The sequence below is a fragment of the Phaeobacter sp. JH20_02 genome, from assembly GCF_048056915.1.
Taxonomy (GTDB): Bacteria; Pseudomonadota; Alphaproteobacteria; order Rhodobacterales; family Rhodobacteraceae; genus Phaeobacter; species Phaeobacter bryozoorum.
Map to the genome: position 1 here is coordinate 223,045 of NZ_JAYMVP010000028.1, position 26,036 is coordinate 249,080.

The 26,036-nt window shown below is 63.6% G+C and carries 27 protein-coding genes; 3 read left to right on the forward strand and 24 right to left on the reverse strand.

Annotation, left to right across the window (positions count from 1 at the left end):
- Positions 1–267: 267 nt before the first annotated feature.
- Positions 268–825, reverse strand: a complete 558-nt coding sequence (locus tag VWY34_RS15035; protein ID WP_416545990.1) for a hypothetical protein — start codon at positions 823–825, stop codon at positions 268–270.
- A gap of 469 nt (positions 826–1,294) precedes the next feature.
- On the opposite strand from VWY34_RS15035, the gene VWY34_RS15040 reads away from it, so the two are divergent.
- Together VWY34_RS15040 and VWY34_RS15045 are read left to right on the forward strand one after the other, a co-directional pair.
- Positions 1,295–1,927 (forward strand): DUF3885 domain-containing protein, encoded by a 633-nt coding sequence (locus tag VWY34_RS15040; RefSeq protein ID WP_416545992.1) that lies wholly within the window; start codon positions 1,295–1,297, stop codon positions 1,925–1,927.
- A 209-nt stretch (positions 1,928–2,136) separates the two neighbouring features.
- The gene (locus tag VWY34_RS15045) at positions 2,137–3,195 is read left to right on the forward strand and encodes a hypothetical protein (RefSeq protein ID WP_416545994.1); all 1,059 of its coding nucleotides are present in this window, start codon (positions 2,137–2,139) and stop codon (positions 3,193–3,195) included.
- Positions 3,196–3,686: 491 nt separating this feature from the next.
- Here VWY34_RS15045 and cysE read toward each other — a convergent pair whose 3' ends face one another.
- From cysE to fabF, 21 genes are all read right to left on the reverse strand, one after another.
- Positions 3,687–4,502 carry a serine O-acetyltransferase gene (gene cysE / locus VWY34_RS15050; RefSeq protein WP_340545780.1) on the reverse strand — a complete coding sequence of 272 codons (816 nt, stop codon included), beginning with the start codon at positions 4,500–4,502 and terminating at the stop codon, positions 3,687–3,689.
- 299 nt (positions 4,503–4,801) lie between these two features.
- Complete coding sequence (locus VWY34_RS15055; protein WP_340545781.1) at positions 4,802–5,098, reverse strand: hypothetical protein; 297 nt, start codon at positions 5,096–5,098, stop codon at positions 4,802–4,804.
- 12 nt (positions 5,099–5,110) lie between these two features.
- On the reverse strand, positions 5,111–9,088 hold the full coding sequence (locus tag VWY34_RS15060) for a baseplate multidomain protein megatron (RefSeq protein WP_416545996.1): 3,978 nt from the start codon (positions 9,086–9,088) through the stop codon (positions 5,111–5,113).
- A complete protein-coding gene (locus VWY34_RS15065; RefSeq protein WP_416540066.1) occupies positions 9,088–9,558 on the reverse strand; it encodes an NlpC/P60 family protein in 471 nt (156 codons plus the stop codon). The genes VWY34_RS15060 and VWY34_RS15065 overlap by 1 nt, the downstream gene beginning before the upstream one ends.
- On the reverse strand, positions 9,555–10,505 hold the full coding sequence (locus VWY34_RS15070) for a DUF2163 domain-containing protein (protein ID WP_416545998.1): 951 nt from the start codon (positions 10,503–10,505) through the stop codon (positions 9,555–9,557). Before VWY34_RS15070 ends, VWY34_RS15065 begins: the two co-directional genes overlap by 4 nt.
- A complete protein-coding gene (locus VWY34_RS15075) occupies positions 10,505–11,137 on the reverse strand; it encodes a DUF2460 domain-containing protein (RefSeq protein ID WP_260079401.1) in 633 nt (210 codons plus the stop codon). Before VWY34_RS15075 ends, VWY34_RS15070 begins: the two co-directional genes overlap by 1 nt.
- 15 nt (positions 11,138–11,152) lie before the next feature.
- Positions 11,153–11,809: a phage tail tape measure protein gene (locus VWY34_RS15080; protein ID WP_416546000.1), complete on the reverse strand. Its 657-nt coding sequence runs from the start codon at positions 11,807–11,809 to the stop codon at positions 11,153–11,155.
- Positions 11,802–12,059 (reverse strand): rcc01693 family protein, encoded by a 258-nt coding sequence (locus VWY34_RS15085; RefSeq protein ID WP_260079403.1) that lies wholly within the window; start codon positions 12,057–12,059, stop codon positions 11,802–11,804. The genes VWY34_RS15080 and VWY34_RS15085 overlap by 8 nt, the downstream gene beginning before the upstream one ends.
- Complete coding sequence (locus VWY34_RS15090) at positions 12,056–12,448, reverse strand: gene transfer agent family protein (protein WP_416546002.1); 393 nt, start codon at positions 12,446–12,448, stop codon at positions 12,056–12,058. The genes VWY34_RS15085 and VWY34_RS15090 overlap by 4 nt, the downstream gene beginning before the upstream one ends.
- A gap of 11 nt (positions 12,449–12,459) precedes the next feature.
- A complete protein-coding gene (locus VWY34_RS15095) occupies positions 12,460–12,873 on the reverse strand; it encodes a phage major tail protein, TP901-1 family (protein ID WP_061048939.1) in 414 nt (137 codons plus the stop codon).
- A 108-nt stretch (positions 12,874–12,981) separates the two neighbouring features.
- Complete coding sequence (locus tag VWY34_RS15100) at positions 12,982–13,389, reverse strand: DUF3168 domain-containing protein (protein WP_416534155.1); 408 nt, start codon at positions 13,387–13,389, stop codon at positions 12,982–12,984.
- Entirely contained in the window at positions 13,386–13,757 is a 372-nt protein-coding gene (locus VWY34_RS15105; RefSeq protein WP_416546004.1) for a head-tail adaptor protein, read from the reverse strand. Before VWY34_RS15105 ends, VWY34_RS15100 begins: the two co-directional genes overlap by 4 nt.
- The gene (locus tag VWY34_RS15110) at positions 13,754–14,401 is read right to left on the reverse strand and encodes a head-tail connector protein (RefSeq protein WP_340545789.1); all 648 of its coding nucleotides are present in this window, start codon (positions 14,399–14,401) and stop codon (positions 13,754–13,756) included. Before VWY34_RS15110 ends, VWY34_RS15105 begins: the two co-directional genes overlap by 4 nt.
- A 181-nt stretch (positions 14,402–14,582) precedes the next feature.
- Positions 14,583–15,767, reverse strand: coding sequence for a phage major capsid protein (locus VWY34_RS15115; RefSeq protein WP_416538895.1), 1,185 nt, complete (start codon positions 15,765–15,767; stop codon positions 14,583–14,585).
- A gap of 72 nt (positions 15,768–15,839) precedes the next feature.
- Positions 15,840–16,448, reverse strand: a complete 609-nt coding sequence (locus VWY34_RS15120) for an HK97 family phage prohead protease (protein WP_416542192.1) — start codon at positions 16,446–16,448, stop codon at positions 15,840–15,842.
- A 35-nt stretch (positions 16,449–16,483) separates the two neighbouring features.
- Positions 16,484–16,702: a GTA head formation protein, RCAP_rcc01685 family gene (locus VWY34_RS15125; RefSeq protein ID WP_014874871.1), complete on the reverse strand. Its 219-nt coding sequence runs from the start codon at positions 16,700–16,702 to the stop codon at positions 16,484–16,486.
- Positions 16,695–17,888, reverse strand: coding sequence for a phage portal protein (locus VWY34_RS15130; protein ID WP_416546006.1), 1,194 nt, complete (start codon positions 17,886–17,888; stop codon positions 16,695–16,697). Before VWY34_RS15130 ends, VWY34_RS15125 begins: the two co-directional genes overlap by 8 nt.
- Before the next feature lie 194 nt (positions 17,889–18,082).
- Complete coding sequence (locus tag VWY34_RS15135) at positions 18,083–19,375, reverse strand: DNA-packaging protein (protein ID WP_416546474.1); 1,293 nt, start codon at positions 19,373–19,375, stop codon at positions 18,083–18,085.
- Complete coding sequence (locus VWY34_RS15140) at positions 19,347–19,688, reverse strand: recombinase (RefSeq protein ID WP_340545794.1); 342 nt, start codon at positions 19,686–19,688, stop codon at positions 19,347–19,349. The genes VWY34_RS15135 and VWY34_RS15140 overlap by 29 nt, the downstream gene beginning before the upstream one ends.
- A gap of 290 nt (positions 19,689–19,978) precedes the next feature.
- Positions 19,979–21,133 (reverse strand): endolytic transglycosylase MltG, encoded by a 1,155-nt coding sequence (gene mltG, locus VWY34_RS15145; protein WP_340546325.1) that lies wholly within the window; start codon positions 21,131–21,133, stop codon positions 19,979–19,981.
- On the reverse strand, positions 21,133–22,398 hold the full coding sequence (fabF, locus tag VWY34_RS15150) for a beta-ketoacyl-ACP synthase II (RefSeq protein WP_416546008.1): 1,266 nt from the start codon (positions 22,396–22,398) through the stop codon (positions 21,133–21,135). Before fabF ends, mltG begins: the two co-directional genes overlap by 1 nt.
- Positions 22,399–22,727: 329 nt before the next feature.
- On the opposite strand from fabF, the gene VWY34_RS15155 reads away from it, so the two are divergent.
- Positions 22,728–23,675: a PilZ domain-containing protein gene (locus VWY34_RS15155; RefSeq protein WP_340545796.1), complete on the forward strand. Its 948-nt coding sequence runs from the start codon at positions 22,728–22,730 to the stop codon at positions 23,673–23,675.
- Positions 23,676–24,419: 744 nt separating this feature from the next.
- On the opposite strand, the gene VWY34_RS15160 is transcribed toward VWY34_RS15155, so the two are convergent.
- The gene (locus VWY34_RS15160; protein WP_340545797.1) at positions 24,420–25,163 is read right to left on the reverse strand and encodes a 1-(5-phosphoribosyl)-5-[(5-phosphoribosylamino)methylideneamino] imidazole-4-carboxamide isomerase; all 744 of its coding nucleotides are present in this window, start codon (positions 25,161–25,163) and stop codon (positions 24,420–24,422) included.
- Positions 25,164–25,327: 164 nt separating this feature from the next.
- Positions 25,328–25,561 (reverse strand): acyl carrier protein, encoded by a 234-nt coding sequence (locus VWY34_RS15165; protein ID WP_005982462.1) that lies wholly within the window; start codon positions 25,559–25,561, stop codon positions 25,328–25,330.
- Positions 25,562–26,036 lie beyond the last annotated feature (475 nt).

Consider the following 26,036-nt stretch of genomic DNA (forward strand, 5'->3'; position numbering starts at 1 on the left):
AGCGGGTGCCTTGTTCCAAAGGCCAGCTTAAGCCTCCCGCGCGCGGGCGCAGCTGGACGGCTGCCAGAGACAGCAAAGCGCAGTTAGTGACCTTTGCAAAATCTCGGGGTCTGGCAATCAGGCGGCGATCCCATGCTGCATGAGCGATGGCAGGAACAGACCTTCGCTGCACGTGCAGCCGCCGAGCATCATCTAACGAACGGGATGCGAACGAAAGGAGACTTTGAAGATGGCAACTCGAACGTCCGTTAGGTTGTATGCCAAAGGTCATTGAAGACTTTCAACTACCCGCCAGAAGTTTGCCCAAGCCGCTTTCATTTCGTCGGGTATTCCGCTTTCATCACCCATAATGAATTGTTCAGGGGTAACCCAATCGATATTCAGTGGGAGCGCTGCTGCGCACAACAGACCGATTTGCTGCCCTTTCAACTCAGCACCAAGAATTTGCGGCAGGCTTTCCAGTCCAGATGCTAACTCGGCCAGCTCCGCCACCATAGGACCTAGTTCCGCTCGTTCCGAATCTTCAGGAAAAGCAACAACAAGCATTTCAATTTGGGATAAGTCTTGCTCTCTTTTGCCTCCACAGGCCCACTTGATGGCCAAAGGCTGAAGCACAAAGTCGAACCCGAAAAATACATTTTGAACTGGATGCTGAGTTGGTGCGGATGTTGCTGACCCTGCCGTAGTAACGCAAAGCACAAGCAGCCCAGATAACAAAAATGAAATGCGTAAGTGCACGGCCTCTCCTTCAATACTACACTGGTTCGGACAGCCCAAACATTGCATCTCGAAAACCGGATGCCAATCGGGAAAGCCGCCATTCATTCACAGCGCAGCATCTGTAAAAGAGGGCTCCGAAGCCGACTTGCGGCGCTGCGGCGGCAGGGTTGAAGCGAATCCGCACCAGATCCAAGCGGATAGACGACGCCAGGCAGCCCAATCACGACATTCAGGCAGGGCGCAGCGCAGGGGCCGCTGCGAGCGCGAAAGGTCTCCTGAAAGCGGACCTTCAAGCCTGTACAATTGATCCAGGCGATACTGCGATCAGTGTAGACGTCAGCGACGCGCAGATAGCGACCTTTGCAAAGTCTTGGGATCTGCCAGCCGGGCGGCGGTCCTATGCTGCACGAGCAATGGAATGGAGCGGACCTTCGCCGCAGGTGCAGCTACCTACTATCATCGAACGGACGGGATGCCGGACGAAGCAGCCTTTGGCACCTAAAAATCCAAAGTCTGCTTTGGAATGGGTGCGCGAACTATTGATTATGGTTGTCGATCACCTTAACCGATCCCCATGGAAGAATTTATTCAACGATTTGAGAGTGATTTCACCCTTGCAGAATTTCCACATGGGATGTTCTACAAGTTCGACATAGGGCTCCGATTTGAACTTGGCGGCGAGGGAAGTCCTACTTCCCGACCTCTGAAGCGCTTCGCACAAGCATTTTCACGAGCTGATGCAGTTTCCTCAAGCTTGTTCAACAAATCATCGTCGCTGTGGCTGCTGTCGTCTACATATGGAACTGAACGTCCAGCAAAAAGAAGACTAAAACCCTACAAGTTATGTGGCCTTACCAAGTCATCATTTGAATATCTTGGTGCCACCCCGCAGAAGGATAGCGATCACGTCGATGCGCCTGGTTCAGATCTGTTTCGCCATTGGGATGTAGCTAAACTTGTTGATAAAGAGCAACTTCGGAAAGTTCTTTGGCTTACTCTGGGCTCAGAACTCGGCATAAAACCAACGGTGCATGCTGACACATATATCGTTGATTTTGAAAAGAGCATCGCGCTCCATCCCTATGATGACCGAGGAATGGACGTTGTATCGATGGACAAGGAAAATTTGGCTCACCTGTATGACGATCATAAATCATGGCTTCTTGAGCATGACGCTTCAAGGATGAAAGCTGTATTCGAAGGCTGAAGCCGCTAAAGCGGTCCTTATGAATAGATCGCAGCATTCGGAACTTTGGGCTGCCTGGCGTGGTCTGGTAGAATCGTCCTGGTGAAGTTTCGCTGCAATCCTGTCGCCGCACCGCCGTAAGGCGGCTCCGAGCCCAAAGTTCCTGATGCTGCGTGATGCATGAATGTCCTTTTTCTTGTGAACTGACGACAAACGAACCAAGCTGTTCAGTGGCTAAAAAAATATTGGTGAGGTTCATGCTAAAGAGATTATTCGATTTATTTTTTGGTCAAAAACGCTTCGTGCAAAGCAATGATCCGTTGGAAAAGTACTTTCGCATGCAGGAGCAGGGCGAAAGAATCTTGCGCTCAGTCGATAACCCTCGTGATCTGAACAAGATTGAAGGACAAGTCAGAGCAGAACTGAATTTACATTATCGATGGTCTTCTGACAGGGGCGATATTGGTAAAGCCGCACGCGAAGAGCTCTGGGCCGTGCAAAATACCCCCAACCTTCCTTTTGTATTCATGTTTCATGGCGATGGCCGCATCAGACAGGAAGCTCTCCGAAATCTGGAAGGCCCACTGCCCACGCCTGCCAATGTCTATGGGCTGTTTTGGCGCTTGAACGATTGGGTGCCTCAGGTGAATCAAGCAGCCTATGATGCGGTTGAAAGGGTCATGCCGCGCACTTCGGCGGACGTCATTATTCCCGCGCTAACCGCAATACTGCCACATCTCAATAGCTGGGGGCGCTGGTCCCGTAAAGGACCCGAAGCAGTTCATAGAACCCTATCCAGACCAGATGTTTCGGCAAAACTTTTAGAGAATGTCAGGACGACACGACAACCACGTCTGGGTGAAGTATTCCGCGAACTCTGCCGAAACGAGCGGATAGATCAGCATATAAGCGATGTATTTGCGACAGCACCGCTCCCGCATATTAGAACAATGGCCCTCGACATGCTTCTTTCACAAAGGGCTCGCTGGCCTACAGGCGAAACGGTTCGCATTTGGACTGACCGTTCGATGGATGAGTATCGAACCGAGCACGTTTTTCGAGAACGCGAACTATCAGTAGCGGTAGACCTCATGGATCTCCTACGCGCCGGTGCCTCAGATCGTTCGGCGATGGTTCGCAGACGTGCAGCCGAGGGACTTATAGCTCTGCGGCATGATCCAGATTTGCAGCAAGAACTGGATTGCGTCGCAGCCATTCTGCACAACGACCCAAACATCGGCGTGAGAACTAGGATTGAGTTTTTCCGTCGAAAGCAGGCGGAAGTATGAGGCTGAGGTTCACCAGCAAAGCTGACGTTCGACTTTGGAAAAGCAGCGACCGTTTTGTCCGCACTGAGTGAGTTCACCGGTTCCAAGAGCTCGCAGCTGCAGCGAACGACCGGAACGACGGGCTGCGCCGCAGCAGAAACCCTCGGCCAGTTGCGTCAAACGGCTGAGTTTGCAAAGGTCACTAACTGCGCTTCGCGGACATCAGCTTAGAGCGCAGCATAGCCTGGCCCTACTGACCAGACTTGAAGGTCTGCTTTCCGGAAGCCTTTCGCGCTCGCAGAGACCCCTTCGCTGCGCCTTGCATGAATGTCGCGATTGGGCTGGGACAGCGACTTACCCGACCGGCAACCATCCGCACCTCCCACACCCCACCAAAAAAGGGGCCGCCAGCGCTGCCCCTCTCCATCGTCATTTTTCCAAAAATACTCACAAATGCACCGATGGCGGCACGCGCACCGCCCGCCATGCCCAGACCTGCAAAGCGGCGTGGCCTACTGCGGCTTGTCGCCGCCCAGCACCTGGTTCATGCTGACCGACGGCTGGTCGCAGCCGGCCTCACCGACAATCTTGGCCGGCACGCCCGCAACGGTCTTGCAGGGCGGCACCTCGGCCAGCACCACCGATCCTGCCGCGATACGGCTGCAATGGCCCACCTTGATATTGCCCAGCACCTTGGCGCCAGCGCCGATCAGCACGCCATTGCCGATCTTCGGGTGCCGGTCTTCCTCTTCCTTGCCGGTGCCGCCCAGGGTCACCGAATGCAGCATGGAGACATTGTCGCCCACCACCGCCGTCTCGCCGATGACGATGGAATGCGCGTGGTCGATCATGATGCCCCGGCCAATTCTGGCCGCCGGATGGATATCAACGCCAAAGATCTCCGAAATCCGCATCTGGAAGAAATAGGACAGATCGTAATCGCCCTGCTGCCACAGCCAATGCGCCACCCGATAGGCCTGAACCGCCTGATACCCCTTGAAATAGAGGATCGGCTGCAACAGCCGGTGGCAGGCGGGATCGCGTTCATAGACCGCCATCAGATCGGCGCGCCCGGCGGCAATCAGATCCGGGTTTTCGTCATAGGCCCGGTCGACGATCTCGCGCAGGATCACCATCGACATCTCATTGGAGCAGAGCTTCGCCGCGATGCGATAGGACAGCGCCTTCTCAAGCGAGGTATGATGCAGGATGCAGGCATGGATCAGCCCGCCCATCAGCGGCTGGCGGCGCACGGCGTCCTGCGCCTCGGTGGTGATCTGATCCCAGACGGGATCAACGGAACTGACGGCCTGGCGCGTCTCAAGCATGGCTCTGCCTCCTGTGTTGCAACCAGAGTACCTCCCCCAGCGCAAAAAGGCCAACCGCAAATCCGTGATGAGAGCCATCGGATCTGCTGATCTTTTGCCCCGGCTGCGCAGTCATGCACCGACAGCCCGTTGTTTTTATTGGTGATCACCCGTCGCACCAGCTCCCGTGCCCCGATGCACAGGGGCTGTGCAGGCCCGATATTGACGGTGCCACAGGCTGTCAAATGGCCGCCCGGCACAGACGCTGCCAGCGCCGTTGAGGCGCCGCAACAGCCGCATCACAAGGCATCCGGCAGCCGCTAGCCCGGATTATGCCTGATATGACGCGCCAGCTCAGCCAGCACCAGCCGGGTACAGGCCAGATAGTCCGGCGCGTCATAAAACGGCTCATCCGCCAGCGGGAATTTCCGCGCCGCAGCACTCAGGGAGCCATCGCCCCAGCGCGGACAGAGCCGCCGGTGGCGGCGCAGATGGCGCACCGCCTGCGCCGCCCCGGCAAAGATCCGCTGGCACAGCGCGCGCCGCTGCGCCGGGGCCACCGCCAGCAGCGCGCGGGCGGTGCTGGTGATATCACCGGGCAGGATAGGCCGTCGCATCCCCGCCCCGCCTCAGACCAGCCGCAGGGCGGTCACCGCACCCGCCCCGTAGCGGGCCGAGACCTGCGCCACCTCGATACGATCTCCCGGCACCACCGCATCCGCTGTCTGGGCCGCCAGCGGATAGCTCCAGCCGGGAGCGTCCAGCAATTCTTCGCGCAGAATCTCGCCGCCGCGCAGGATCCGCAGGCGGTAGCGCTCCAGATCCTCGCCCAGCGGGATCTCCGCCAGATCCCAGCGGTCGCCGTCGATGCGGCTGCGGCGGATCCAGTCCAGCCCGACCGCGCCGCTGCCCAACACGCCTTTCTGGCGCAGATGCACCGGCGCATAGGGGCGCAGCCCTTCACCGGCAAAGGCCGCCTCCAGATGCACATAGCTCGGATCATCAAAGGGGCGCCGGGCGGTGCCGATACGGTAATGACGGCTGAGGCCGCGCTGATTGGCAGCCAGTGTGATCTGCTGCGGCGTGCCATCCAGCGCCACCACATAAGAGCCCTTCGGCCAGGCCACCGGCATCCGCGCATCGCTGCCCTGCTGCCCACGCAGCCGGTCGCGCAGCAGATAGCGCCCCGGCGCGATCAGCTCGGCCTCGCCAAATTGCATCAGCTCCCAATTGCCGGGGCTGCCATCGCCGATGGCCACCAGATTGGCGCCATTCAGCACCGCCAGCCGGTCCCGGCTCTGCAATTGGCCAGAGATCATATCAACTTCCAGATCGTCGCCCCGCTCCCAGCGCCCCGGCGCGCCCGCAGGCAGCACCGTATTGGTGATGGCAATGGTTGAAGCCGCGGCCAGCACTTCCTCCAGTGCATAATCCGCATCACTCTGTGCGCCGTATAGGGCAACGCTCCCCGGCCAGGGCTGCGCCGTCACTGCCAGATGCGGCGCATGGGGCACCTCATCGCCGCCAATCAGCGGCAGGTCCATGAACAGCGGCAGCACCGGAACCGGTGCCGCAAAGGCGGTGACACCGGGCAATTCCTCCGGCACTGGTGCCGGGTGGTAGTTCTCCGGCTCGATCCGCACCGCCTCGATCAGCTGCGCCGCGCCCTGTTCGACCCGGTCGATCCGGTAACGGGCCTGCGCACCGCTGCCGACCTCCGCACCCGCCTCTGAGCCGACCTCCGGGCCTGCCTCTGCCCCGGCAAGCGGCAGGCGGATCACATCGCCCGCGCCCAGCGCCATGGCGGAGGGCGGCAGCTCCAGCCGCAGGGTATCGCGGGCCATGCGGGCCTCGCTCAGCCAGCGCTCGACCACCTGCCGCCCCTCGGCGCGGGTCAGCGCCATCGGCAGCTCATTGTCGCTGACCGCATGGGTCGCCTCATCGGGCAGCACCGCCTCCTCGCCGCGCAGATCATGGCGCCCGCCCCATTCGACAAAGCGCAGACGCATCCGTCCGGCCAGCTCGGCCTCCGGCGCGCGGGTCTGTTCCAGCACCCCGTCCAGCTCCTGCCCCTCAACCAGTTGCGCCAGATCCAGCGCTGCGTCCTGTCGCCCATTGCGCAGGCGAAACCGCAGCAGACCATCGCGTTCGATGGCATCCACCCCGTGGCGCAGCAACAGCGGTTGCAACGCGGCGCGGGCCTCACCGACATCGCTGATCGCATAGCCGCGCACCAGCGCAGGCAGGTCACTGACATCAATCGCCGCAACACCCGAGGCGGCACAGATCTCCTCCAGCACCGAGGCCAGCGTGCGCTGCCCCACCCGCCCGTTCAGCCAATGACCACGCAGATAGTTCTCCCCGTCGCTCCAGACCTCCACCGCATTGGGAAACACCGGAAAAGGGCGCGCGTCCCAGGCCCAGACATAGGCGTTCGACATATCCAGCATCGGGCCACCATAGACCTCGGAGGCGGGGTTTTTCCCCTCCTCCTGCCAATAGCCCAGCAACGCGCGCAGATAGGCCAGCTGCATCATGTCATCGCGCTGCCCGTTGGAGAATTTCGGCAGTTTGGATTCCGAGCTTTTGGGATCCAGAAACTTGTTCGGCTGGTTGGAGCCCTTGTCGATGGCGGCACAGCCCAGTTCGGTGAACCAGATCGGTTTGCTCTGCGGCTCCCATGCGGTGGGCAGCGCGGCACGTTGCCCGTTGATCCGGTCATGATGCGGTTTGGACCACCAGCTGCGCAGATCCTTGTAGCGCCAGATCCACGGCTCATCATAGGCGCCATCGGTGATCGGCGTACGGATCTGGGCCGCCTCGGCCTCGGGCGAGTGGTAATACCAGTCATAGCCCTCGCCGCCCTCGATATTGGCGCGCAGATACGCCAGATCATGGATGCCCGGCGCCCCGGCCCGGGCGTCCAGATGATCCTCCCCCTCGCGCCAGTCGGACAGCGGCATGTAATTGTCGATGCCGATGAAATCGATCTGCTCATCCGCCCAGAGCGGATCGAGGTGGAAATAGCGGTTCCCCTCCGGGCTCTGGTAGCCCCAGTATTCCGACCAGTCGGCGGCATAGCCGATCTTGGTATCCGGCCCGAGGATCTGGCGCACCTCCTGCGTCAGCGCCCGCAGCTCTGCCACCGCAGGAAAGCCTGCCTCATCGCGGATCTGGGTCAGCCCGCGCATCTCCGAGCTGATGCAGAACGCCTCAACCCCGCCCGCCGCGGCACAAAGCGCGGCATTATGCAGGATAAACCGCCGCAGCCCCCAGTCCTCAGACGGGCCGCTATAGGTGACGCTCCCGTCAGCCACAGTGAAATCCGCCGCCGTTGCCGTACCAAAGAACTGCTGCACCTCAGCCCGCGCCATAGCCGTGCCATCGGGGCTGCCGGGCTGGCCCGGTGCAAGTGACAGGGTGATCCGCCCGCGCCAGGGCAGATGCGCCTGACCCGGCTCACCGCTCCAGGGATCTGGCAGATCATTGCCCGCCATCTGATCCATCAGGATAAACGGATAGAACATCACCCGCTTGCCCTGCGCCTGCATTGCGCGAATGGCCTCGATCACCGAGGCATCGGTGGGGGTGCCGCCGTAGATGGGTCTGTCATCCTGCCGCGCGATCAGCTCGGCCTCGGTCCGGGTCAGCCCGGCCACCGACCAGGGCATATTCGCCCCCTCGATATGCTGGCGCTCCACCTTCGGTTTGACGCTACACACGCCGCAGCGCAGATCATTGCCAAACCACGACACAATCAGCGAGGCCGCGCCACAGGCGGGCAGCTCCTCGCCAAGGGTCGTCAGCGAGGTGACCAGATCGGTCTCCCCCGAGGGGCTGTGCGAATTGGCGGGTTTGGCCTGTCCCGGCCCGTGGTCGTAATGCACCGGCGTGCTGGCCAGCGCGTATTCCCCGGTCCCCGGCATCAGGGCAACCCCCTGCACCAGCTGCGGCAGATCCAGATCATAGGTGCTGGAGGCCGGTTGCTCGGCACGCAGCACCTCGAACGAGAATTGCGGCACCCGGTTGCCAAAACGCTCCAGCGCCAGGTTCTCCATCACCACATAGGCGGTGCCACGATAGGCGGGCACCTCGCCTGTGCCCTCCACCGCCTCGATCACCGGATCGGGCAGCTGGTCCATGGTGCCGCGATAGACGGTCATGTTCAGATCCTTGGGCGCGACCTCCTCGCCATCGGCCCAGACCCGCCCGATAGAGGCCACCTCTCCGGCGCAGACCGCCACCGCCAGCGAGACATCATAGCTGTAGCTGGTGACCTTGGGCTGGCGCCGACCGCCGCCCTTGCCGCCGCCACTGGTGGTGGAGGTCTCGCGGAACTGAGACGCCCAGATCACCTGCCCGCCCACCCGCATCCGGCCATAGACCTGCGCAATCGGCTGGCCATCGCTGGCATGGGTCAGGCGAAAGCGTTCCACCCGGCCGGTCTCCACCGGCTCACTGCCCGCGCCCAGCAGGCGGCTGTCGATGGCGCGTCCGACGGTGGCGCCAAGTGCGCGGCCAATAGCTACCGAGGAGAGACCCGCCACAGCCCCCCCAACCGAGCCGCCAAGGGCCGCCCCCGCCGCAGAAAGAAGAATGGTCGCCATCACGTCACCTCATCAGCATCAACATCAGGAAAGGAAAACCGCGCCACGATCCGCCGTTGCCACGGCTGGCTCAATGCGCTCTCGACCACACCGTGGCCGCAATAGGCATGGATGAACCGCGGCATGGCGCCGGTTTCAGTTTGCAGCGCGATATGTTTGGCCACCGCCCCCCGGCGCATCCGAAACAGGATCACGTCACCGGCGCGCGCCTCATGCAGCGGTCGGGGGCTGAGATGGCGCAGCGCCGCCTGCCACAACGCCTCCTCGCCCTGGGGTTCGGACCAGTCCATCGTATAACCCGGCACCGCCTCCGGCTCCTGGCCGTAGACCTCACGCCAGACCCCCCGGATCAGGCCGAGGCAATCGCAGCCAGCACCGCGCCGGGCGGCCTGATGCACATAGGGCGTGCCCAGCCAGCCCCGCGCCGCCGCAACCAGCTCGGCGCGCGATATCCCTCTCGCGCCGCTCATCTGCGGCTGCCGCCGGTGTTATTGCCGCTCTGGCGCGGCACGCTCATCACCCAGTCTTCGCCGGGGATATCGGGAAAGCCCTGAAAATTGACGCCATTGTTGAACTTCAGCCGGCAGGTCTTCAGCCGCTTGTCGCAGCCCGCTGCCAGATGCAGCAGATCGCCGGGTCGGATCTGCGCCCGCAGCGGCTCCCAGAGGGTCAGCTGGCGGTGCTCTGCGTTCGGATCCGGCGCGGTGGCGTCCTGTCCCAGCCGCCCGACCTGCTGGCGGTCCTGCTTGATCCAGCCCCACAGCCCCTCAGCCGCACCGCTCATCACCGTGAGACGGCCAGAGGTGAACCAGTTCGGCTCAAACCCCGGCAGGTCGGCAAATCCGAAATACTGCCCCTCGCGGATCTCTTCGGCGGCCAGCTCCAGCGTGTAACCCGGCGTCGTCATGTCAAAGCGGCAGGCGCCATCGCCCAGAACCGCCGTGCAGGGTTTCTGGTAGATCCGCCCCATCGGCTGGTTAAGCGCCTCCGTCAGGCCGCGCAGCTCCGCCTCAAAGGCACCACCGGCACGGCGGATCTGGCCAAAGCTGCCGCGAAACTGCAACCAGCGCACCGAGACATCGGCCCAGTTCACCAGCCAGCAGCGCACCTCGGCGCCGTCAAAACGCCCGGCATCGATCTCGTCCTCGCGGATGGCGGCATCGCTCAGCGCACCCAGCGCCTCTGTATTATCGACCGCCAGCCCGGTGGCCTGTTGCAGGCTGCGCGCGGTCAGCCCGGTGCCTGCGCGAAACAGCAGACCGGCCTCGCCCTCGGCGGCACTTTCGAACCGCAGGTCGCGGTCATGATCGGTAAAGCCGAACCGCACGCCATCGCTGCGGGTCACCAGCCAGCAGCGGCACAGCGTGGTCAGACCGCTGGCCACGTGAGATTGAAACGCCTCGCTTACCCCCGCCATCAGACCCGCACCTCCACCACTGGGACATTGGGCACGTCGCCCGCCTGAAAGGACGCCACGCTGGTCTGAATGCGATCGGTGTCAAAGCGCACCGGCACATCGAACTCAAACCCCGCCTTCACCGACAGTCCCGCCTCTGGCGGATGCGCCAGCGTGATGGTGCCAAGGGTGCTGTCGAGCGTGTAGTCTACCGTCTCCTGCAAAGCGTCCTGCTCAATCCCGATGCGCACGCTGCCCGCCACCGGTTTCGTTATCGGACGCTGATAGGCAAAGCTGCCGGAACGATAGGTTTTGCTCAGCTGGAACACCTGCTGCACCCCGTCGCCGATACCGATCACCTGATCCCCAAACGCCACCTCCTGCGTGGCGCGGGCGGATTTGTAGTCGGACCAATCCTTCCAGCGGAAACCGTACATCTGGCCCTGCCGCGCCTCGAAAAAGGCAATCAGCGCCTCGATATCCTCAAGCCCCCTGAGGCCCAGCCCCGCATCATAGCGGCGACGCGAATGCGCCCAGGGGGTGTTGCGTTCCTCATGCCCGTTGGCAAGCGTCACCACATCGGTGCGCCGCTCCGGTCCGCCGATTGAGCCGAAGCTCAGCGATGCGGGAAATCTGACCTCGTGAAAATTCATCTGCTGTCCTCCGGCTCAGCGGTTGCGATTGCCACGCGACAGGGCGCGGCTCAGCTGGGCGGCGATCTGGCCCTGACTGCGTTGGAACCCCTGCACATCGGGGGTCTGGATATTCATCACCACCGAGGTGGCCCGCCCGCCCTGGCTGCGCACACCAAGCGCACCATCGGCGCCACGGGTCAGCGGCAGGATCGCCTCTGGGCCTGCCTCGCCCATCAGCCCGGTGCCGCCGCGCATGGGAAAGCTCACCGGGCCGCTGACGATCCCCCCCTTGGCAAAGGGCATCACCCGGCCTTGTAAAAACGCCGCCCCATCGGCAAAGGGGAGAATGCCGCTCATCAGCTTGCCCACCCCATCCGACAGCAGCCCGCCAATATGGGAAGTGACCGGTTTCATGGCCGCCGAATAGGTGGTCTGGATCATCGACTGCGCCATGGTATCCAGCGCATCCGAGAGCTTCATGCCGTCAAAGACAACACCGTCAAAGGCGCGGCGCAGCCCCTTCGACATACCGCGTTCCAGGGTCTCGGCATCCTTGCCGGTGGCGGCAAAGGCGGCGCGCACCCGGCGCAGTTCGGCATCGAATGTGGCCGCCATGCCCGCCGCATCGCCAAGGCTGTCGCTCAGCGCCTCGCCCTGCTGTTCCAGCTGGTTCAGTCCTGTGTCACTCATCGCTTACGGCTCCTGTTTCTGGGGATCTCGGCGCGGCGGGATCGGGAAATGCGCGCATCAGCTGGTCCAGCCCGGCCCGTCCCAGCGGCGCGACGCCGCTGTCCTGCCCCAGCATCAGCCGCAGCTCGGCCGGGGTGAGGCGCCAGAACTGATCCGGCGTGAGCCGCAGCCCCGCCAGCCCCGCCCGCATCAGCGCCGGCCAGTCAAGGCCGGTGCTCTGTCTGTCTGTGGAGTGCTGCCGGGGCGTCATGGGGCCACCGGTCCGGGCGGCGGCGCGCCCGCCTCTCCCGGCAGCGCAAAACTGCGCGCCAGGAGCTGTGCGGCGACCCGTGCGGCCTGCATCGGACCGCCGTCGATATCGGCAACGGCCAGATCCGCCTCGCTGAGCCGGTGGCCGCCGCCCTGCACCCCCGCCGCCAGCAGCGCCAGCACATCCGCCGCCGAGAACCCGCCGCTTTCAAACCGGGTCACCAGATCAATAAGCGATCCCGTCCCAAGCCGCGTTTCCAGCGCCGCCAGCGCCCCGAGGGTGAGCTTTAACGCCAGCACCTCGCCGTTTACCGCCAGCAGCACCTCGCCGGCATAGGGATTGGCCGCACAGGCGTTAGCTACCGGGGTCGGCTGTTCCGAGGGGGTCATGGTCACCCCCCTCAGACGGCGGTGAAGACCAGCGCGCCGGCGCTGGCGAGCGCAAGCTCATAGGTGGCCTCGCCATTGTGGCTGCCGGCATATTCCAGGGCGGTGACCTGAAACGGGCCTTCGACGATGCCAAAATCGGGGATGATCACCTGAAACGCGGGGGTCAGCCCCTCAAAGAACAGCTGGCGCGCCCGCTCATCCGTCCCGGCATCGCGAAAGATACCGGAGCCGGAGATATTGGCCGAGCGCACCCCCGCGCCGGACAGCAGCTCGCGCCAGCCGCCCTGGCTTTCCAGACTGGTGACATCGACGCTTTCGGCGTTGAAGCTGATGCGCGTGGCGCGCAGCCCCGCAATGGTTTCGAACTGACCGTCGCCGGTCATGTCGATCTTGACCAATAGATCCTTGCCGTTTTGAACACTCATAGCGGTGATCTCCTGTTGCTGAGTGATGGGACGTCGCGCCAATTCAGATCAGCCTTGCCGCGCAACGCATTGTAATTAATGTTTGATTTTCACCAAACCGACCGGGTATCAGCTGTCCTCCAGCCGCGCGGTGAAGCGCAGGCGGATCTCGCGGCCGCCGGAGGGTTTGCGGCTGGCGCTGGCGCGGTCGAACCACAGGCCCACCAGTCGCCCGCGCGTCAGGCTGAGCGAGGCGCTGGCGAGGCTGTCGCAGATGCTGGCCGCAATGGCCTTCGCACCGGCAAAGCCCGCGATATCGGTATGGACGGTGATCTCCACCCGGTGGCGCGCGCCGGCACCACTGCGGTCGGAGCGGTCCTGCACCTCCTCGGGGCCTAGGGTCACATAGGTCTGCGGCAGGCTGCCTGCTGGCAGCGCGTCATAGATGGCGCCGCTCAGCGCGGTGGTCAGCGCCGGGTCATTGGTCAGGTGCTGAAACAGCGCCTCCTGCAGCGGCAGGGCCAGGGCATAGGTCATGCGGTGGTCTCCTCGGTGGCAAAACAGGTCAGGTAGCGGCCGTCAGGGTCGCCTTCGGCCACTGCATCAATGCGAAAGATCCGGGCACCATCGCGCAGCCGCTGATCCGGCCGGGGCCGCGCCGGGCTGCCGGTGGGATGGGCGCGCAGGGTGATGCGGTAGCGTTGCAGTGACAGGCTGGTGCCGGAGTGATCGGTGCTGCGGCCACTGAGGGCACGCATCTCGCACCAATGGTGGCCAAGCAGCTGCCATGCCTCAAGAAACCCGCCAGCCCCATCCGAGGTGCGGCGCGGATCCTCCAGCGCCAGACAGCGGTTGAGACGTGGTGTGGAGCGGGCAGCGGGGCGGGATAAGGTGCGGCGGCTCATGCGCCTGCCCCCGGTCCAAAGCTGCGGCCAAACCCAATCCCATGCCCGCCGCCGACGCCCAGGCTCACCCGTAGCGCACGATAGCGTTCGATCAGGCTGGTGACGCCAAAGGGCATACAGCCGCCCTGCAACCTCGTGTCATCGCGAAACTCATAGTAATGCGCCGCCAGCATCAGCACCGCCTGCGCCAGATCGCCGGGCAATGCCGACCAGCTGTTGGCCATGCCCGCCCGCATCAGGATCCGCGCCGCACCACCGCTGGCAATTGTGGGCAGCACCCCGCCAACCGGACGCAGCCGGGGCTGCTGGCTGTCGGGTTCCAGCCGGTAGCGACCGGGTGGCAGCACGGTCTCGACCCCGGCGGCATCGCTCAGCGTGACCGAATGTATCTGCTGCACCGGTGCAAGCGGCAGCGCCTGTAGCTGGGGATCCCGCCAGGCGGCGAGCGTCAGCAGGAAATCCCGCGCCAGAAGCACCCGGCCGGTGCGTGCCTCGATCGCCGCGATGGCAGCGCGCAGGAAGCTGATCAGCACGGCCTCCTGCACCCCCGCCTCGTCAAAGCCGGTGCCCAGACGCAGATGCGCCTTGAACGCCTCTTGCGGCAGAACCGCCTCTGGCACCGGTGTCACTTCATTCAACATCATCTCTTCACTCCAACGGCTGTTCGTTCGGGGGCTGCTCGGGCTGGCTGTTGCCGGATGGGTCGGGGCGGATGCGCGCCGGGCTGCTGCCGCTGGACGGAAGGGGAGCAGCTGGACGACAGCGGCCTTAAGGCGCGCATCCGCAGACGGAACCGGGCTGCCGGGTCCGCCATCGGTCCAAGCGTCAGCTCAGGCCGAATTTCAGCAGTTTGATGGCGGCAAAATCGCTGACATCGCCGCCGACACGTTTGGTGGCATAGAACAGCACATGCGGCTTGGCGCTGAAGGGATCGCGCAGCACCCGCAGGTCGGGGCGTTCGGCGATGGTGTAGCCGGCCGCAAAATCGCCAAAGGCCACGGCATAGCCGTTCACACCGGCGTCAGGCATGTCCTCGGCAATGACCACCGGATAGCCCATCAGCCGCGCCGGTTCCGCCGCTGCCAGCCCGTCGGACCACAGGAAGCGGCCATCGGCATCCTTCAGCTTGCGCAGGAGGCCTGCGGTTTTGGAGTTCATCACAAAGCTGGCGTTGGCCCGGTACTGCGCGCCAAGCGCATAGACCAGATCAATGATTGCATCGCCATCGCCGATATCGCCCTCCACGCCGGTGGTGACATAGCCAAGGTTGCCCCAGCTCCAGCTGTCATTGGCCACCACCGGGTGGTAGAGGATGCCGGTCGGTTTGTCGTTGCCATCGCCATTGATGAAGGAAGCCGCCTCGGCGCGGGAAAACTTGTCGGCGATCCGGCCAGCCAGCCAGCCCTCGATGTCAAAGGCGCTGTCGTCCAGCAGCCGCTGCGAGGCCTTGGGCAAGGCGCTCAGCTCATGCAGCGGGATGGTGATGCGGTCGATCACCGGGGTTGCGGTTTCGGTTACCGCCGCCGTCTCATTCGCCCAGCCGTGACCGACATCGCCATGGTCGATCAGCACATCGTAGGAGGTTGCCTCCACCGTCACCACCGAGGCGACGGCGCGGATCGAGGCGGTGCTGTTCAACACGGATTTGACCGTATCGGAGGTCTGCGGATCCACCAGGTAGCCGCCATCGCCATTGACGGCGGTGGCCATCGCCTTGGCATCAAGATCAAGGCCACGCAGCGCGGCGTCATCGCCGGACCGCAGATAGGCATCAAAGGCTTTCTGATGAGGCGCGCCGCCTGCCTCGGCAGCGGCCAGAGGGGGACGATTGGCAAAGTGGGATTTACGATCCAGCATGGTCATACGCTCTTCTGTCTGTTTCAGTTTCAGGGCAATGTCGTCTTTGAACCCGTTGAAATCATGCACGAAGTCGGCAACGGCCTGTTTGACCTCCTGCGGGGCTGCATGGGAGTGGGCCGTTGGTTCCGGGTGGGATTGGGGATGGCTCATCTGTCTGTCCTTTTGGGTCGATTGAGGAAGGCAAAAGCGGGGCGCGACCGCAGCGGCGGCCGGGGCCTGCATTCAGCCGAGCGGCGTCAGGCTGGCACCGCTGCGCAGCAGGTCGATCACCTCCCGCCAGATCTGCGGGGTATCGTCCGGGGCGATGGCGCCGCGCTCTGCGGTCTGCGATTTGGCGGCGGCCCCGGCTGGGCTGACGCGGGCTGAGGACAACATCGGGAAGGTCACCAGCGAGACCTCCCAGAGGTCCAGCTCACACAGGGAGCGCCCGCCGCCTTTGCGCGCCGTGGCGCGGCGGGTCCGGTAGCCGATCGACAGCCCGTCCAATGCGCCGACAGCGATCAGCGCCGCAGCCTCGGCGCCCTTTTGGGTGCGGGTCAGGATACGGCCCCGGACATGCAGGCCGCGGGCATCCTCGCGGACCTCATCCCAGACGCCGATGGGCTGTGCGGGATCGTGCTGCCACAGCATCTTGACCGCGATCCCGGCCTGCGCCAGACGGTCGAGCGACGCCTGATAGGCCCCCGGCTGCACCATGTCACCGCCAGCGTCGACGCAGCCAAACAGGCTGGCATATCCGCTGATCATGACCATATCGTCGGCCTCGTCGCCAATGGTCAGATCCTCGCCGAAGCGCGCGAACTTATGCTCCAGATGCGCATGAGATGGCATCAGCTTCTCCTTTTATCTCTTTGAATTTCGTTCAATTACTGAACCACAAGAAAGGATTGGAAGGCCTGCGCCAGGATCACGGCGGCAACGCCGTAAACGGTGAGCCAGAGGCGTTTTTCCATCCGCTCCATCATCATCTCCAGCCGGTCGAGACGCCGGTTCATCGCCTCCTGCTGGATCTCGGCGATGCGCTCATGGGCGGTGAGCCGCAGACCCGGTGAGCATTCAAACGGCGGTATCGGGATTTCAGTCATCCGCCATCGCCTCCTCTTGCGGGGGCAGGCCCAGAAGGCTGCGTTTTTCGGCCACGCTGAGAAACTCCGCGGCGGCCACGCGGCGCCACTGCGCCTCGCGTTCGGAGGCCAGCGCAGGCACCTGATCAAGGTCCGGTTTCAGGGTGACCGCAGCCCCCTGATAGCGCGACAGCCAGTCCGACAGCGTCGCGGTGACACGGGTCACAAGCGGCAGCACGGTGAGCCGAAAAAAAGCGCGGTTGGCCTCCTGATAATTGGCATAAGTTGCATCGCCCGGCAGGCCCAGCAGCATCGGCGGCACCCCAAGCGCGAGGGCAATTTCGCGCGCGGCGGCGTCCTTGGTCTGGTGAAATTCCATATCCGATGGAGAGAAGCCCATTGGTTTCCAATCCAACCCGCCTTCCAGCACCATTGGACGGCCGGCATTGCGCGCGCCCTGAAAATTCATTTCGATTTCTTCACTTAGACGGCGAAACTGATCCTCAGCCATCAGCCCCTGACCATCGCCTCCGGTCCAGACCAGAGCGCCGGAGGGGCGGGCTGCATTGTCCAGAAGCGCCTTGGACCAGCGCGAGGCCGAGGTATGCACATCCACCGCCATGGCTGCGGCCTGCATCGGCGACAAACCGTAATGATCGTCCTGCGGATGAAAGCTGCGCAGATGGCAGATCGGGGCGCAGGGCATGGTCACATCAAAGCGGTGTTTGCGCCCCGACACGCTGTAGTCATAGGCCACCGGCCAGCCATCGCTGCCGGGCACCACGGTCATGCGGTCAGGGCGCAGCACATGCAGCTCGACCGGCAATATGTCGCGACCGTCGGGATCGCAGACCGCCTCAATATAAGCGTTGCCCGACAGCAGCAGGTGGCCGAACAGCGCTTCCAGCAGCTCGGCGCGGCCCTGCGCGGCATTGGGCCGGGCCAGCAGCGTCAGCAGCGGGTGGCTGTCGTAGCGCTGTGCGCCGTCCTGCAACACCAGCGGCAGCGCGGCGGCGGCCTCGGTGATCATCTTAACGGCACGGTAGCCCACGGGATTGCCGACAAAGCCGCTGCGGGTCAGTGAACTGCTGTCGCGCGGGCTCCAGCCGGTGCTGCCAGTGCCACCGTGCCAGGCCACCACACGGGCGGCGGCGCTTGCCTTGGTTTCGACGGGCTGTTGCTTGCGCCGCAGAAGGTCAAAGACCATGGGGCCACTCCTTTGCTTGAAGGGGGCGAACCATGCCCCTGTTTGCTGCGATCCTTTATGACGGCGGGGGTTGAAGAAGATTTGAGCAAGGCGCGCGCAGGGCACGCAACACCTGCGCTAAACCTTTGATCCAACTAAAAAACGCCCGCATGACTGCGGGCGTTTTGCGTCTGATCTGATGACCGGTGGCCCGCCTATAACATGCGCGCGCGGGGCAGCCTGTGGCGGGTCGCAGGGGTCAGGATCAGCTCCTGCACCGCCCAGACCAAGGCATCCAGCCGGTCCGGTGAGCCCTGCCCCAGATAGCCACGCGGGGTCATCTGGCAGAGCTGATCCTCCAGCGCGCCAAGCCCCGGCAGGTGGCGCACCCGGCCCTGTTCATAAAGCGCCGCGACCGGTTCGGCCCGTGCCCCCTTGCCCCGGCTGGCGTGCAGCGCAGTAAAGGGCACCAGCGGGTCGATCTGGCGCAGCAGGCTTTCGACCAGGGCACCGCCCTGATTGACCTCCGCCACCACCCGGTCGGCGCTGTAGCGGTCGCGCGCATCAATGGCGGCCTGCGCCCAGGTCAGCGGTCCGACGCCCTGCACCGTGCAATCCGCGAGCACATAGGCGCACCAGTCCTGCGGCGGTCCTGTGAGCGTGGCACCCACCACGAGGATGCCGCAGGCGTCGGAGTGTTTGCCGGCGCTCACCGCCGGGTCCACCGCCACCACCACCCGGTCCAGTGCCGGGGCCTTTGCGATCTGCGCCGCAACCAGCCCGGCATTGGTCCAGAGCGCGCCATCGACATCCTGCAACAGGATGCCGTCCAGCTCTTGTCGGCCTAGCCGTGACCCGGCATAGCGGCTGCGCACCTCGGCGATAAAGGAGGCGGCGAGATTGGCACGGTTGGCCTCGGTCGCGGCATGGGTCTGCACGGTGGAGGGGCTGGCCAGAAGGTCTCGCAGCACGCCCACATTGCGCGGTGTGGTGGTGACGCAGACGCGCGGCTCCTGCCCCAGCCGGAGCGCAAATTGCAGCATGTCCCAGCTGTCCTGCCCGCGTTTCCATTTGGCCAGCTCATCAGCCCAGGCGGCATCGAACTGCGGGCCGCGCAGCGCCTCAGGGTCATGGGCCGAAAACGCCTGGGCGGTGGCGCCATTGGGCCAGATCAGCCGCCGTTCGGTGGCTTTCCACGTCGGGCGGCGGTCGCGGGGTGTGCAGGCGAGGATGCCGCTGTCGCCCTGGACCATGACGTCGCGCACCTGATCGTAGGTTTCCCCGAGGAGGGCGATGCGGCGGGCGCGACCAGCGGACAACGGTGTTGCCCCTTCGGCCAGCGTACGCACCCATTCGGCGCCGGCGCGGGTCTTGCCTGCCCCGCGTCCGCCAAGGATGACCCAGCTGCGCCAGTCCCCCGTCGGCGGCAGCTGGTGCGGCAGCGCCCAGAGATCAAAGACATAGGGCATCGCACAGAGGTCATGGTCGCTGAGCCGGTCCAGAAACATCTTCTGCGTCGAAACTGGCGCGCAGGCGAGCCAGCCGCTCTTCGATTTCACTGCGGGCGGCGTCGATGTCGAGCCCGGCTGCGGCCTGATGCTGTTCACTTTGTTCGACAAGGGTTTTCTCCACTTTCTGGCTGTCACGGATCAGGCTTTCCAATTTGGCGATACGCGGCGCGCTGCCGGCGTCGTCTGCATCGCAGGCAAGCCGTTCGAGCATCTGCTCGGCCTCCTGCCGGAGCCGTTCGATGGAATTATGGAGGGAGAAAAGAAGATCGGCGGTCTTTGCCAGCCGATTTTCCGGGGTATAGGTGCTCATGGTTGGGGCCTCATAGTCATGGGACCTCCGTTCGGAAAATCGCAAGGCCGCCCCACAAGCGCGATCCATGATCGGGCGTCCTGCGGGCGGATCTGCCAATTTCCCAGCTGCCTGTGAACCCTGCCACAAACCAGCGCAAAAGTCAAAGCTGGCAACCTGAAGTATCGGACGCAAGCTGCCGGATTTGTTAAGTAAATTTCAGATTAACCTACCATAAGGTTAACGGTGCCGCACAAAAAAGAGGACGCCGAAGCGTCCCCTTTCAGATCTGATCCATGATTGGATTGCGCCTAGTTGCTGTTGCCCTGCGCTTCAATCTCGCGCCATTTGGCGACATTGCGATTGTGCTCCTCAAGCGTGACGGCAAAGGCGTGGCCACCGGTGCCATCAGCGACGAAGAACAGGTAGTCGCCCTGATCCGGGTTCACCGCCGCCTCAAGGCTGGCCATGCCGGGGTTGGCGATTGGCGTCGGCGGCAGCCCTTCGATCACATAGGTGTTCCACGGGGTTGCCCGGCGCAGCTCGCTCTGGCGCAGGCCACGCCCGAGGACACCCTCGCCCCGAGTAACACCATAGATCACCGTCGGGTCCGTTTGCAGCCGCATCCCGCGGTTCAGCCGGTTGGTGAAGACCGAGGCGACCTGACCACGCTCCTCTGCCACGCCGGTCTCTTTTTCGATGATCGACGCGAGGATCAGCATCTCTTCGGGGCTGGTAACCGCTGCGCGGTCCGAGCGGCCCTCCCAGGCGGCGTTGATGCGCAGCTCCTGGCGCTCCTGCATCTCGGCCAGGATCTCGGCGCGGTCATCACCGGGGGAGACCTCATAGCTGTCGGGTGCCAGCATCCCCTCCGCCGGGCGCGTGCCCGGATCGCCGTCGAGGATATCCATGGCTTTCAGCGATTCGACCACCTGCCAGCTGGTCACGCCTTCGGCCAGCGCGATGCGGTAACGGGTGTCGGCATCGGCTTTCTTCTCTTCGTAGACAGCGGGCACCTCATCGACGCCGGGCACAAATTCCGCACGCTCGACAAAGCGGTTGGTGGCCGGGTCCAGCTCGCGCACCTCGGCCAGCACGCGGGTCACGCCCACGCGGTAGACGATTTCGGTGCCACAGCTGCTGGCGCCGCCGCGGGTGATCTGATCGACGATCTCGGCCATCGAGGCCCCTGCGGGCACCAGATAGCTGCCGGCCTTCAGCGCATCGGTTTTCTCGGCGTAGCGCACACCAACCCGGAACAGCGGGCCGGAGTTGATCGCGCCCTGGCTCTCCAGATCACGGCTGACCCGAGACATCGTGCTGCCGGACGGCACCCGCAGGCAGATCGCGCTGTCCAGCGGACCTTCGGAGGTATATTGCGACTGCCCCCAGAGGATGACGCCGCCCAGAAGGAACAGCATCACCACCAGGACCGTCAGCATGTTTGAGGCGAGGTTGCGCCACATCACTCAGGCTTTCCGAACAGGACCGACGCATTGGTGCCGCCAAAGCCAAAGGAATTGGACAGCGCCACCTTGATCTCGCGCTCGCGTTTCTGGTTCGGGGCCAGATCGACAGCGGTTTCAACGGCAGGGTTGTCCAGGTTGATGGTGGGCGGTGCCACCTGATCGCGGATCGCCAGGATCGAGAAGATCGCCTCAATCGCGCCAGCCGCACCCAGGAGGTGGCCGGTGGCGGATTTGGTCGAGGACATGGTGACCTTGCCCGCCGCATCCCCCATCATCCGCTCAACCGCGCCCAGTTCGATGGTATCGGCCATGGTCGAGGTGCCATGGGCATTGATATAGTCGATGTCCTTCGGCTCAAGCCCCGCATTGGCCAGCGCCGCGCGCATCGAGCGTTCGCCGCCTTCGCCGTCCTCGGAGGGAGCGGTGATGTGGTAGGCATCGCCGGAGAGACCATACCCCAGCACCTCGGCATAGATCTTGGCGCCACGGGCCTTGGCGTGGTCGTAATCTTCCAGCACCACGATGCCGGCGCCCTCACCCATCACGAAACCGTCGCGGTCGGCGTCATAGGGGCGCGAGGCGGCCTTTGGGTCATCGGCGCGTTTGGTGGACAGCGCCTTGCAGGCGTTGAAGCCGGCAATGCCGATTTCGCAGATCGCCGCCTCGGCGCCGCCTGCGATCATGACGTCGGCGTCGCCGGATTTGATCAGACGGGCCGCATCGCCGATGGCATGGGCACCGGTCGAACAGGCGGTCACAACAGAGTGGTTCGGCCCCTTGAAGCCAAAACGGATCGAGACCTGACCGGAGATCAGGTTGATCAGCGCGCCGGGGATAAAGAAGGGCGACACCCGGCGGGGGCCTTTTTCCTTGATCATCAAGGCGGTGTCGGCGATCGAGCTGAGGCCACCGATGCCAGAGCCGATCATCACGCCGGTGCGCAGGCGGCTCTGCTCGTCCTCGGGTGTCCAGCCGGCGTCACGCACGGCCATATCAGCCGCGGCAATGCCATAGAGGATGAAATCATCAATCTTCTTCTGGTCTTTTTTGACAACCCAATCATCGGGGTTGAAAGTCCCATCGCTGCCGTCGCCACGCGGAACTTCGCAGGCGTAGGTGGTGGCGACACCGCTTTCTACCGCATCAAAATGCGTGATCGGACCCGCCCCGGACTGACCGTCCAGCAACCGCGACCAGGTCTCTTCGACGCCGCTTGCCAGCGGTGTGACCAGGCCCAGTCCGGTAACTACTACTCGACGCATTTCTTGCACTCCTCTGCCTCGGCAATTTGACTCCAAATAGCTTGGATTGGCGCAGAGGTGCAAGAGCCGGTGGTCTCCGGTTGTTTTGCGATAATTTAATGACAGCCTTAGATTGCGGTTAACTTGGATAATGTACCTTTTGGTTGTTCTTTGGTTTCGTAGTCGCGACAGTACCGATATGGCGCGCCTGCGAACCACTATGCGGCGCCCAACAGACGGGGCGCAGGATCCAAGGTCAGCGGCTGTGGGGCAAGATGTGAATGGTGCACATAGAGTTCTTGTTTGGACGCCCTGCGTCACCTGATCCTGATCTACGAAGGGTTCGGCGGATGGCACACCGCCGCCCTTCGCGCATGTGGGGGCTGGGCGTATTTGCGCTGCTGTTGCTGGTCAGCCTGCTGCTTGGCGCTGAACCGCTGGCCGCCCGCGAATGCCGTGTCTTCAACAAACTGATGACGCTGACGCTCGCCGGTGAAGATTTTCTCGACTACCTGCGCACCGGCAGCAATTCGCCCGCCGTGCAGGAAATGGAACGGTTGCTGGCAAAGACATCAAAGACCGAGCTGCATCTCGCGATGCAGAGAGAAAAGATGGACGATCTGCTGAAGGCGACCCATAACCTGATTGCCCAGCACCGCAGCCTGCTGCGGGTCCTGGCGCTGAAGGACCGGCGCCATGCGGAACGGGCCTCTGTCAAACTCTTTGCCAGTGAAACCCTGGCGGCCTATCGCCGGGAGCTGGCGCGTATGCCCTGCTCTCGTGCAGGCAGTAGCGGGCAGGATGGCGGCGGCCTTGGCGCCTTGCCCGCGCTGGGACAGATTTCCAGCACCACCGCGGCGGCCGGTTCACTGGGTCTGGTGGCGCTTGGAGCGCTGTGTTTTGTGCTGTTTGAACGGCGCATGACCACGCTGAGGCGGCGCCGCAAGCGCCATACCTGCAACCTGGACTGCACCCTTGTGCACAACAATGATAACGGGGTTGCGGCGACCCTGCTGGACATCAGTCAGGAGGGGGCGAAGGTCAAATCCGAAGCGCGCCTCGGCGCCGGGGATATCATCGTGCTGGACCTGCCCGGCGATGCGCCGCAGATAAATCTTCACGGTCGGGTGCAATGGTGCAATGCCAACTATTTTGGCCTGCAGTTCAAGGAGCGTCTCACACGCGATATGGTGAAGGCTCTGGCGGGTTTTCGCAGGGCGCCCAGAAAATCCAAACGGGAGTTCGGGCGCGACGGGACGCCTGCCGAGCTTGAGCCACATGGCGCGGTGTCTGGCTGACGGATCGGCATGGCCGGAGCGACACTCTGCGGCGTGGTCCTTCGTCTTGATGATGTCACAAGGGGGGCGGCCTGTCTTGGGCTCGGCTGCTATCGCGGGTCCCCGGTCGCGGCGAACCGGCAACAAGCGCGCGGCAAAGATCGCGCGGGCGGGCGGCGGACGGGCGTCCGGCTGGCGTCTGGCTGGCGTCTGGCGGACCATGATCGCGGCCATGATCGCGAATATGCAGACAGATCCCACGTGCGATGCCTTGCGGAGCCGACCTCGCGAACCGGTGGCACCCCTGTGGTAGTGGGATGGTGGCGGTTGGTGCCGGATGGTGGCAGATGCGGACCATTGGGGCAGGACGTGCTTCGCTCCGCAATCAGTCGGCGAAGCAGACAGATCTTCCGCCGGTATAGACCATGCAGGAAGCGCGCGCGCCGGTTTGGTGAATTTCAGGCAGAGACCACAGCTCCGGCCCGCTTATGTCGCGATCAGCGGTGCATCGGCGGCGTCGAGAGGTCGGTTCGACAATTCCGGTCCATTGGCAGCGATCTCGACCGGATCCTGTGTAGACAGCGCCGAACCAGCTCAGCCGCGCCGGTCATGCGCCCGGTGCTGCAAACCCACGTCGGCCTGCCCGCTCCCCAAGGCAGCCAAGACACGCAGGCTGCGCTGAAATCAAAAGGGCTGCGCAGTCCTGACGACACCGCAGCCCATTGGTCGATGCGGCAGCAGTGCCGCCCGAGACGTGCCGCCGACCTAGCGGAATTCGGCAACCGGCTCACGCGTGGGGCGGGCCGCCTCCAGCGCCTCCGCCACGGTCAGGGTCTTGCGGAACAGCGCCCGCCCGACCAATGCGCCGGAGATCGAACCGATGTATTTCAGCCGCGCCACGTCATCGGCGGTGCGGACCACACCGCTGGCGATCACCGGCGTGCGCGCTTTCTCCGCCAGCCCTGCGATCAGCCCCAGCTGCGCCTCGACATCGGTCATATCGCTTTCGATATCGGTGATGATGATGCCCGCAAAGGGACAATCGGCAAAGGCGTCGATAAAGGCTTCGGGCGTGAACGAGCCGGCCTGACGCCAGCCGTCGGTCATCACCTGCCCCTGCCAGACATCCACCGCCAGCACGATCTGATCGGGGTGAAGACGGGTCAGCGTGCGCACCAGTTCGGGGTCGCGGGCGGCAAGCGTGCCGACCACCACACGGCCCGCCCCCTTGTCGATCCAATGCTCTATATGCTCGCGCGAGCGCATACCGCCGCCCAGCTGAACCGGGATACCGGCGGTGCGGATGATTTCCTCCACCAGCTCGGCATTGCGGTTGTCGCCTTCGATGGCATCAAAATCGGTCAGATGCATCCATTCGGCACCATCGGCGGCAAAGCCGCAGGCGGTGGCAACCGGGTCCACGTGCCAGATCATGGCGGTGTCGAGCCGCCCCTTGTCCAGCGTCACGCAGCGGCCGTCCTTCAGTTCCATCGTGGGGTAGATCATCATCGCAATGCCCTCCTGTCGTCGGCAGTTTCGCCAAGGCTAGCACGGAGACCGATCACCCCTAAGGAGAAAACCCGACCTCGCGGAGGTCGGAAACGTCCAGAAACGAAAAACGGCGCCTTCCTGCCCGGAAAGCGCCGTCTGTGATCGTCACCGATTGGGTGGGATCAGGAAGCTTCGCTGATGAATTTCACCGCATCGCCAAAGGTCTGGATGGTCTCGGCCGCGTCATCGGGGATCTCGATGCCGAACTCTTCTTCGAAGGCCATAACCAGCTCAACGGTGTCCAGGCTGTCTGCGCCCAGATCATCGATGAACGACGCGTTCTCGGTCACTTTGTCTTCTTCAACACCCAGGTGTTCCACAACGATCTTTTTTACGCGGTCTGCGACGTCGCTCATGTCAATTCCTCATCTTTTCAGGCATTCGCCCGGTTGTCAGGCATTCGCCCGGTTCTGCCCTTGCCCGCTCGGGGCGGCGTGGTTGTGCCCGATGCGGGCGGTCGTGTCCCGCATAGCGGAACCGCCCCTGCCGGTCCGGCATGGACCCGCAGATGGCGAATATGCGCCGCCTATAACACAGACCGACGCAGAGGCAAACGGTTTCGCAGCATCACTGCACCCGCCTGCCCGGTGCCTGTCGCCTGAGGCTCAGGCAACAGGGTGAGCATTTGGCCACAGCCGCAGCCACATGCAAGGCTTGTGGTGCATATTTTTACGCAACCCATCACCGCCGCAAGTCATTTTCCGTTATTTTGCAGCGGCTTTCAGCTGGTCATCCATCCTGAGGATGGCCGTATTTCGCCCTGGATAACCGGGCCAGCTGCGGGGCGGGATCGCAAAACCCCGCGACCAATCTTGTGCGATGCCGCGCTGG

What these genes read in the sequence shown, in the direction of transcription:
- cysE (WP_340545780.1), bottom strand. Translation starts at nt 4,502, where the DNA reads ATGCTTGAGACGCGCCAGGCCGTCAGTTCCGTTGATCCCGTCTGGGAT.
- VWY34_RS15115 (WP_416538895.1), bottom strand. Translation starts at nt 15,767, where the DNA reads ATGAGCCATCCCCAATCCCACCCGGAACCAACGGCCCACTCCCATGCA.
- mltG (WP_340546325.1), bottom strand. Translation starts at nt 21,133, where the DNA reads ATGTGGCGCAACCTCGCCTCAAACATGCTGACGGTCCTGGTGGTGATG.
- VWY34_RS15120 (WP_416542192.1), bottom strand. Translation starts at nt 16,448, where the DNA reads ATGCCATCTCATGCGCATCTGGAGCATAAGTTCGCGCGCTTCGGCGAG.
- VWY34_RS15085 (WP_260079403.1), bottom strand. Translation starts at nt 12,059, where the DNA reads ATGACGCCCCGGCAGCACTCCACAGACAGACAGAGCACCGGCCTTGAC.
- VWY34_RS15105 (WP_416546004.1), bottom strand. Translation starts at nt 13,757, where the DNA reads ATGAGCCGCCGCACCTTATCCCGCCCCGCTGCCCGCTCCACACCACGT.
- VWY34_RS15090 (WP_416546002.1), bottom strand. Translation starts at nt 12,448, where the DNA reads ATGACCCCCTCGGAACAGCCGACCCCGGTAGCTAACGCCTGTGCGGCC.
- VWY34_RS15035 (WP_416545990.1), bottom strand. Translation starts at nt 825, where the DNA reads ATGAATGGCGGCTTTCCCGATTGGCATCCGGTTTTCGAGATGCAATGT.
- VWY34_RS15095 (WP_061048939.1), bottom strand. Translation starts at nt 12,873, where the DNA reads ATGAGTGTTCAAAACGGCAAGGATCTATTGGTCAAGATCGACATGACC.
- VWY34_RS15160 (WP_340545797.1), bottom strand. Translation starts at nt 25,163, where the DNA reads ATGATGATCTACCCCACGATGGAACTGAAGGACGGCCGCTGCGTGACG.
- VWY34_RS15130 (WP_416546006.1), bottom strand. Translation starts at nt 17,888, where the DNA reads ATGGTCTTTGACCTTCTGCGGCGCAAGCAACAGCCCGTCGAAACCAAG.
- VWY34_RS15140 (WP_340545794.1), bottom strand. Translation starts at nt 19,688, where the DNA reads ATGAGCACCTATACCCCGGAAAATCGGCTGGCAAAGACCGCCGATCTT.
- VWY34_RS15125 (WP_014874871.1), bottom strand. Translation starts at nt 16,702, where the DNA reads ATGACTGAAATCCCGATACCGCCGTTTGAATGCTCACCGGGTCTGCGG.
- VWY34_RS15055 (WP_340545781.1), bottom strand. Translation starts at nt 5,098, where the DNA reads ATGCGACGGCCTATCCTGCCCGGTGATATCACCAGCACCGCCCGCGCG.
- fabF (WP_416546008.1), bottom strand. Translation starts at nt 22,398, where the DNA reads ATGCGTCGAGTAGTAGTTACCGGACTGGGCCTGGTCACACCGCTGGCA.
- VWY34_RS15040 (WP_416545992.1), top strand. Translation starts at nt 1,295, where the DNA reads ATGGAAGAATTTATTCAACGATTTGAGAGTGATTTCACCCTTGCAGAA.
- VWY34_RS15075 (WP_260079401.1), bottom strand. Translation starts at nt 11,137, where the DNA reads ATGAATTTTCACGAGGTCAGATTTCCCGCATCGCTGAGCTTCGGCTCA.
- VWY34_RS15165 (WP_005982462.1), bottom strand. Translation starts at nt 25,561, where the DNA reads ATGAGCGACGTCGCAGACCGCGTAAAAAAGATCGTTGTGGAACACCTG.
- VWY34_RS15110 (WP_340545789.1), bottom strand. Translation starts at nt 14,401, where the DNA reads ATGATGTTGAATGAAGTGACACCGGTGCCAGAGGCGGTTCTGCCGCAA.
- VWY34_RS15060 (WP_416545996.1), bottom strand. Translation starts at nt 9,088, where the DNA reads ATGGCGACCATTCTTCTTTCTGCGGCGGGGGCGGCCCTTGGCGGCTCG.
- VWY34_RS15065 (WP_416540066.1), bottom strand. Translation starts at nt 9,558, where the DNA reads ATGAGCGGCGCGAGAGGGATATCGCGCGCCGAGCTGGTTGCGGCGGCG.
- VWY34_RS15080 (WP_416546000.1), bottom strand. Translation starts at nt 11,809, where the DNA reads ATGAGTGACACAGGACTGAACCAGCTGGAACAGCAGGGCGAGGCGCTG.
- VWY34_RS15155 (WP_340545796.1), top strand. Translation starts at nt 22,728, where the DNA reads ATGGCACACCGCCGCCCTTCGCGCATGTGGGGGCTGGGCGTATTTGCG.
- VWY34_RS15070 (WP_416545998.1), bottom strand. Translation starts at nt 10,505, where the DNA reads ATGGCGGGGGTAAGCGAGGCGTTTCAATCTCACGTGGCCAGCGGTCTG.
- VWY34_RS15100 (WP_416534155.1), bottom strand. Translation starts at nt 13,389, where the DNA reads ATGACCTATGCCCTGGCCCTGCCGCTGCAGGAGGCGCTGTTTCAGCAC.
- VWY34_RS15135 (WP_416546474.1), bottom strand. Translation starts at nt 19,375, where the DNA reads ATGTTTCTGGACCGGCTCAGCGACCATGACCTCTGTGCGATGCCCTAT.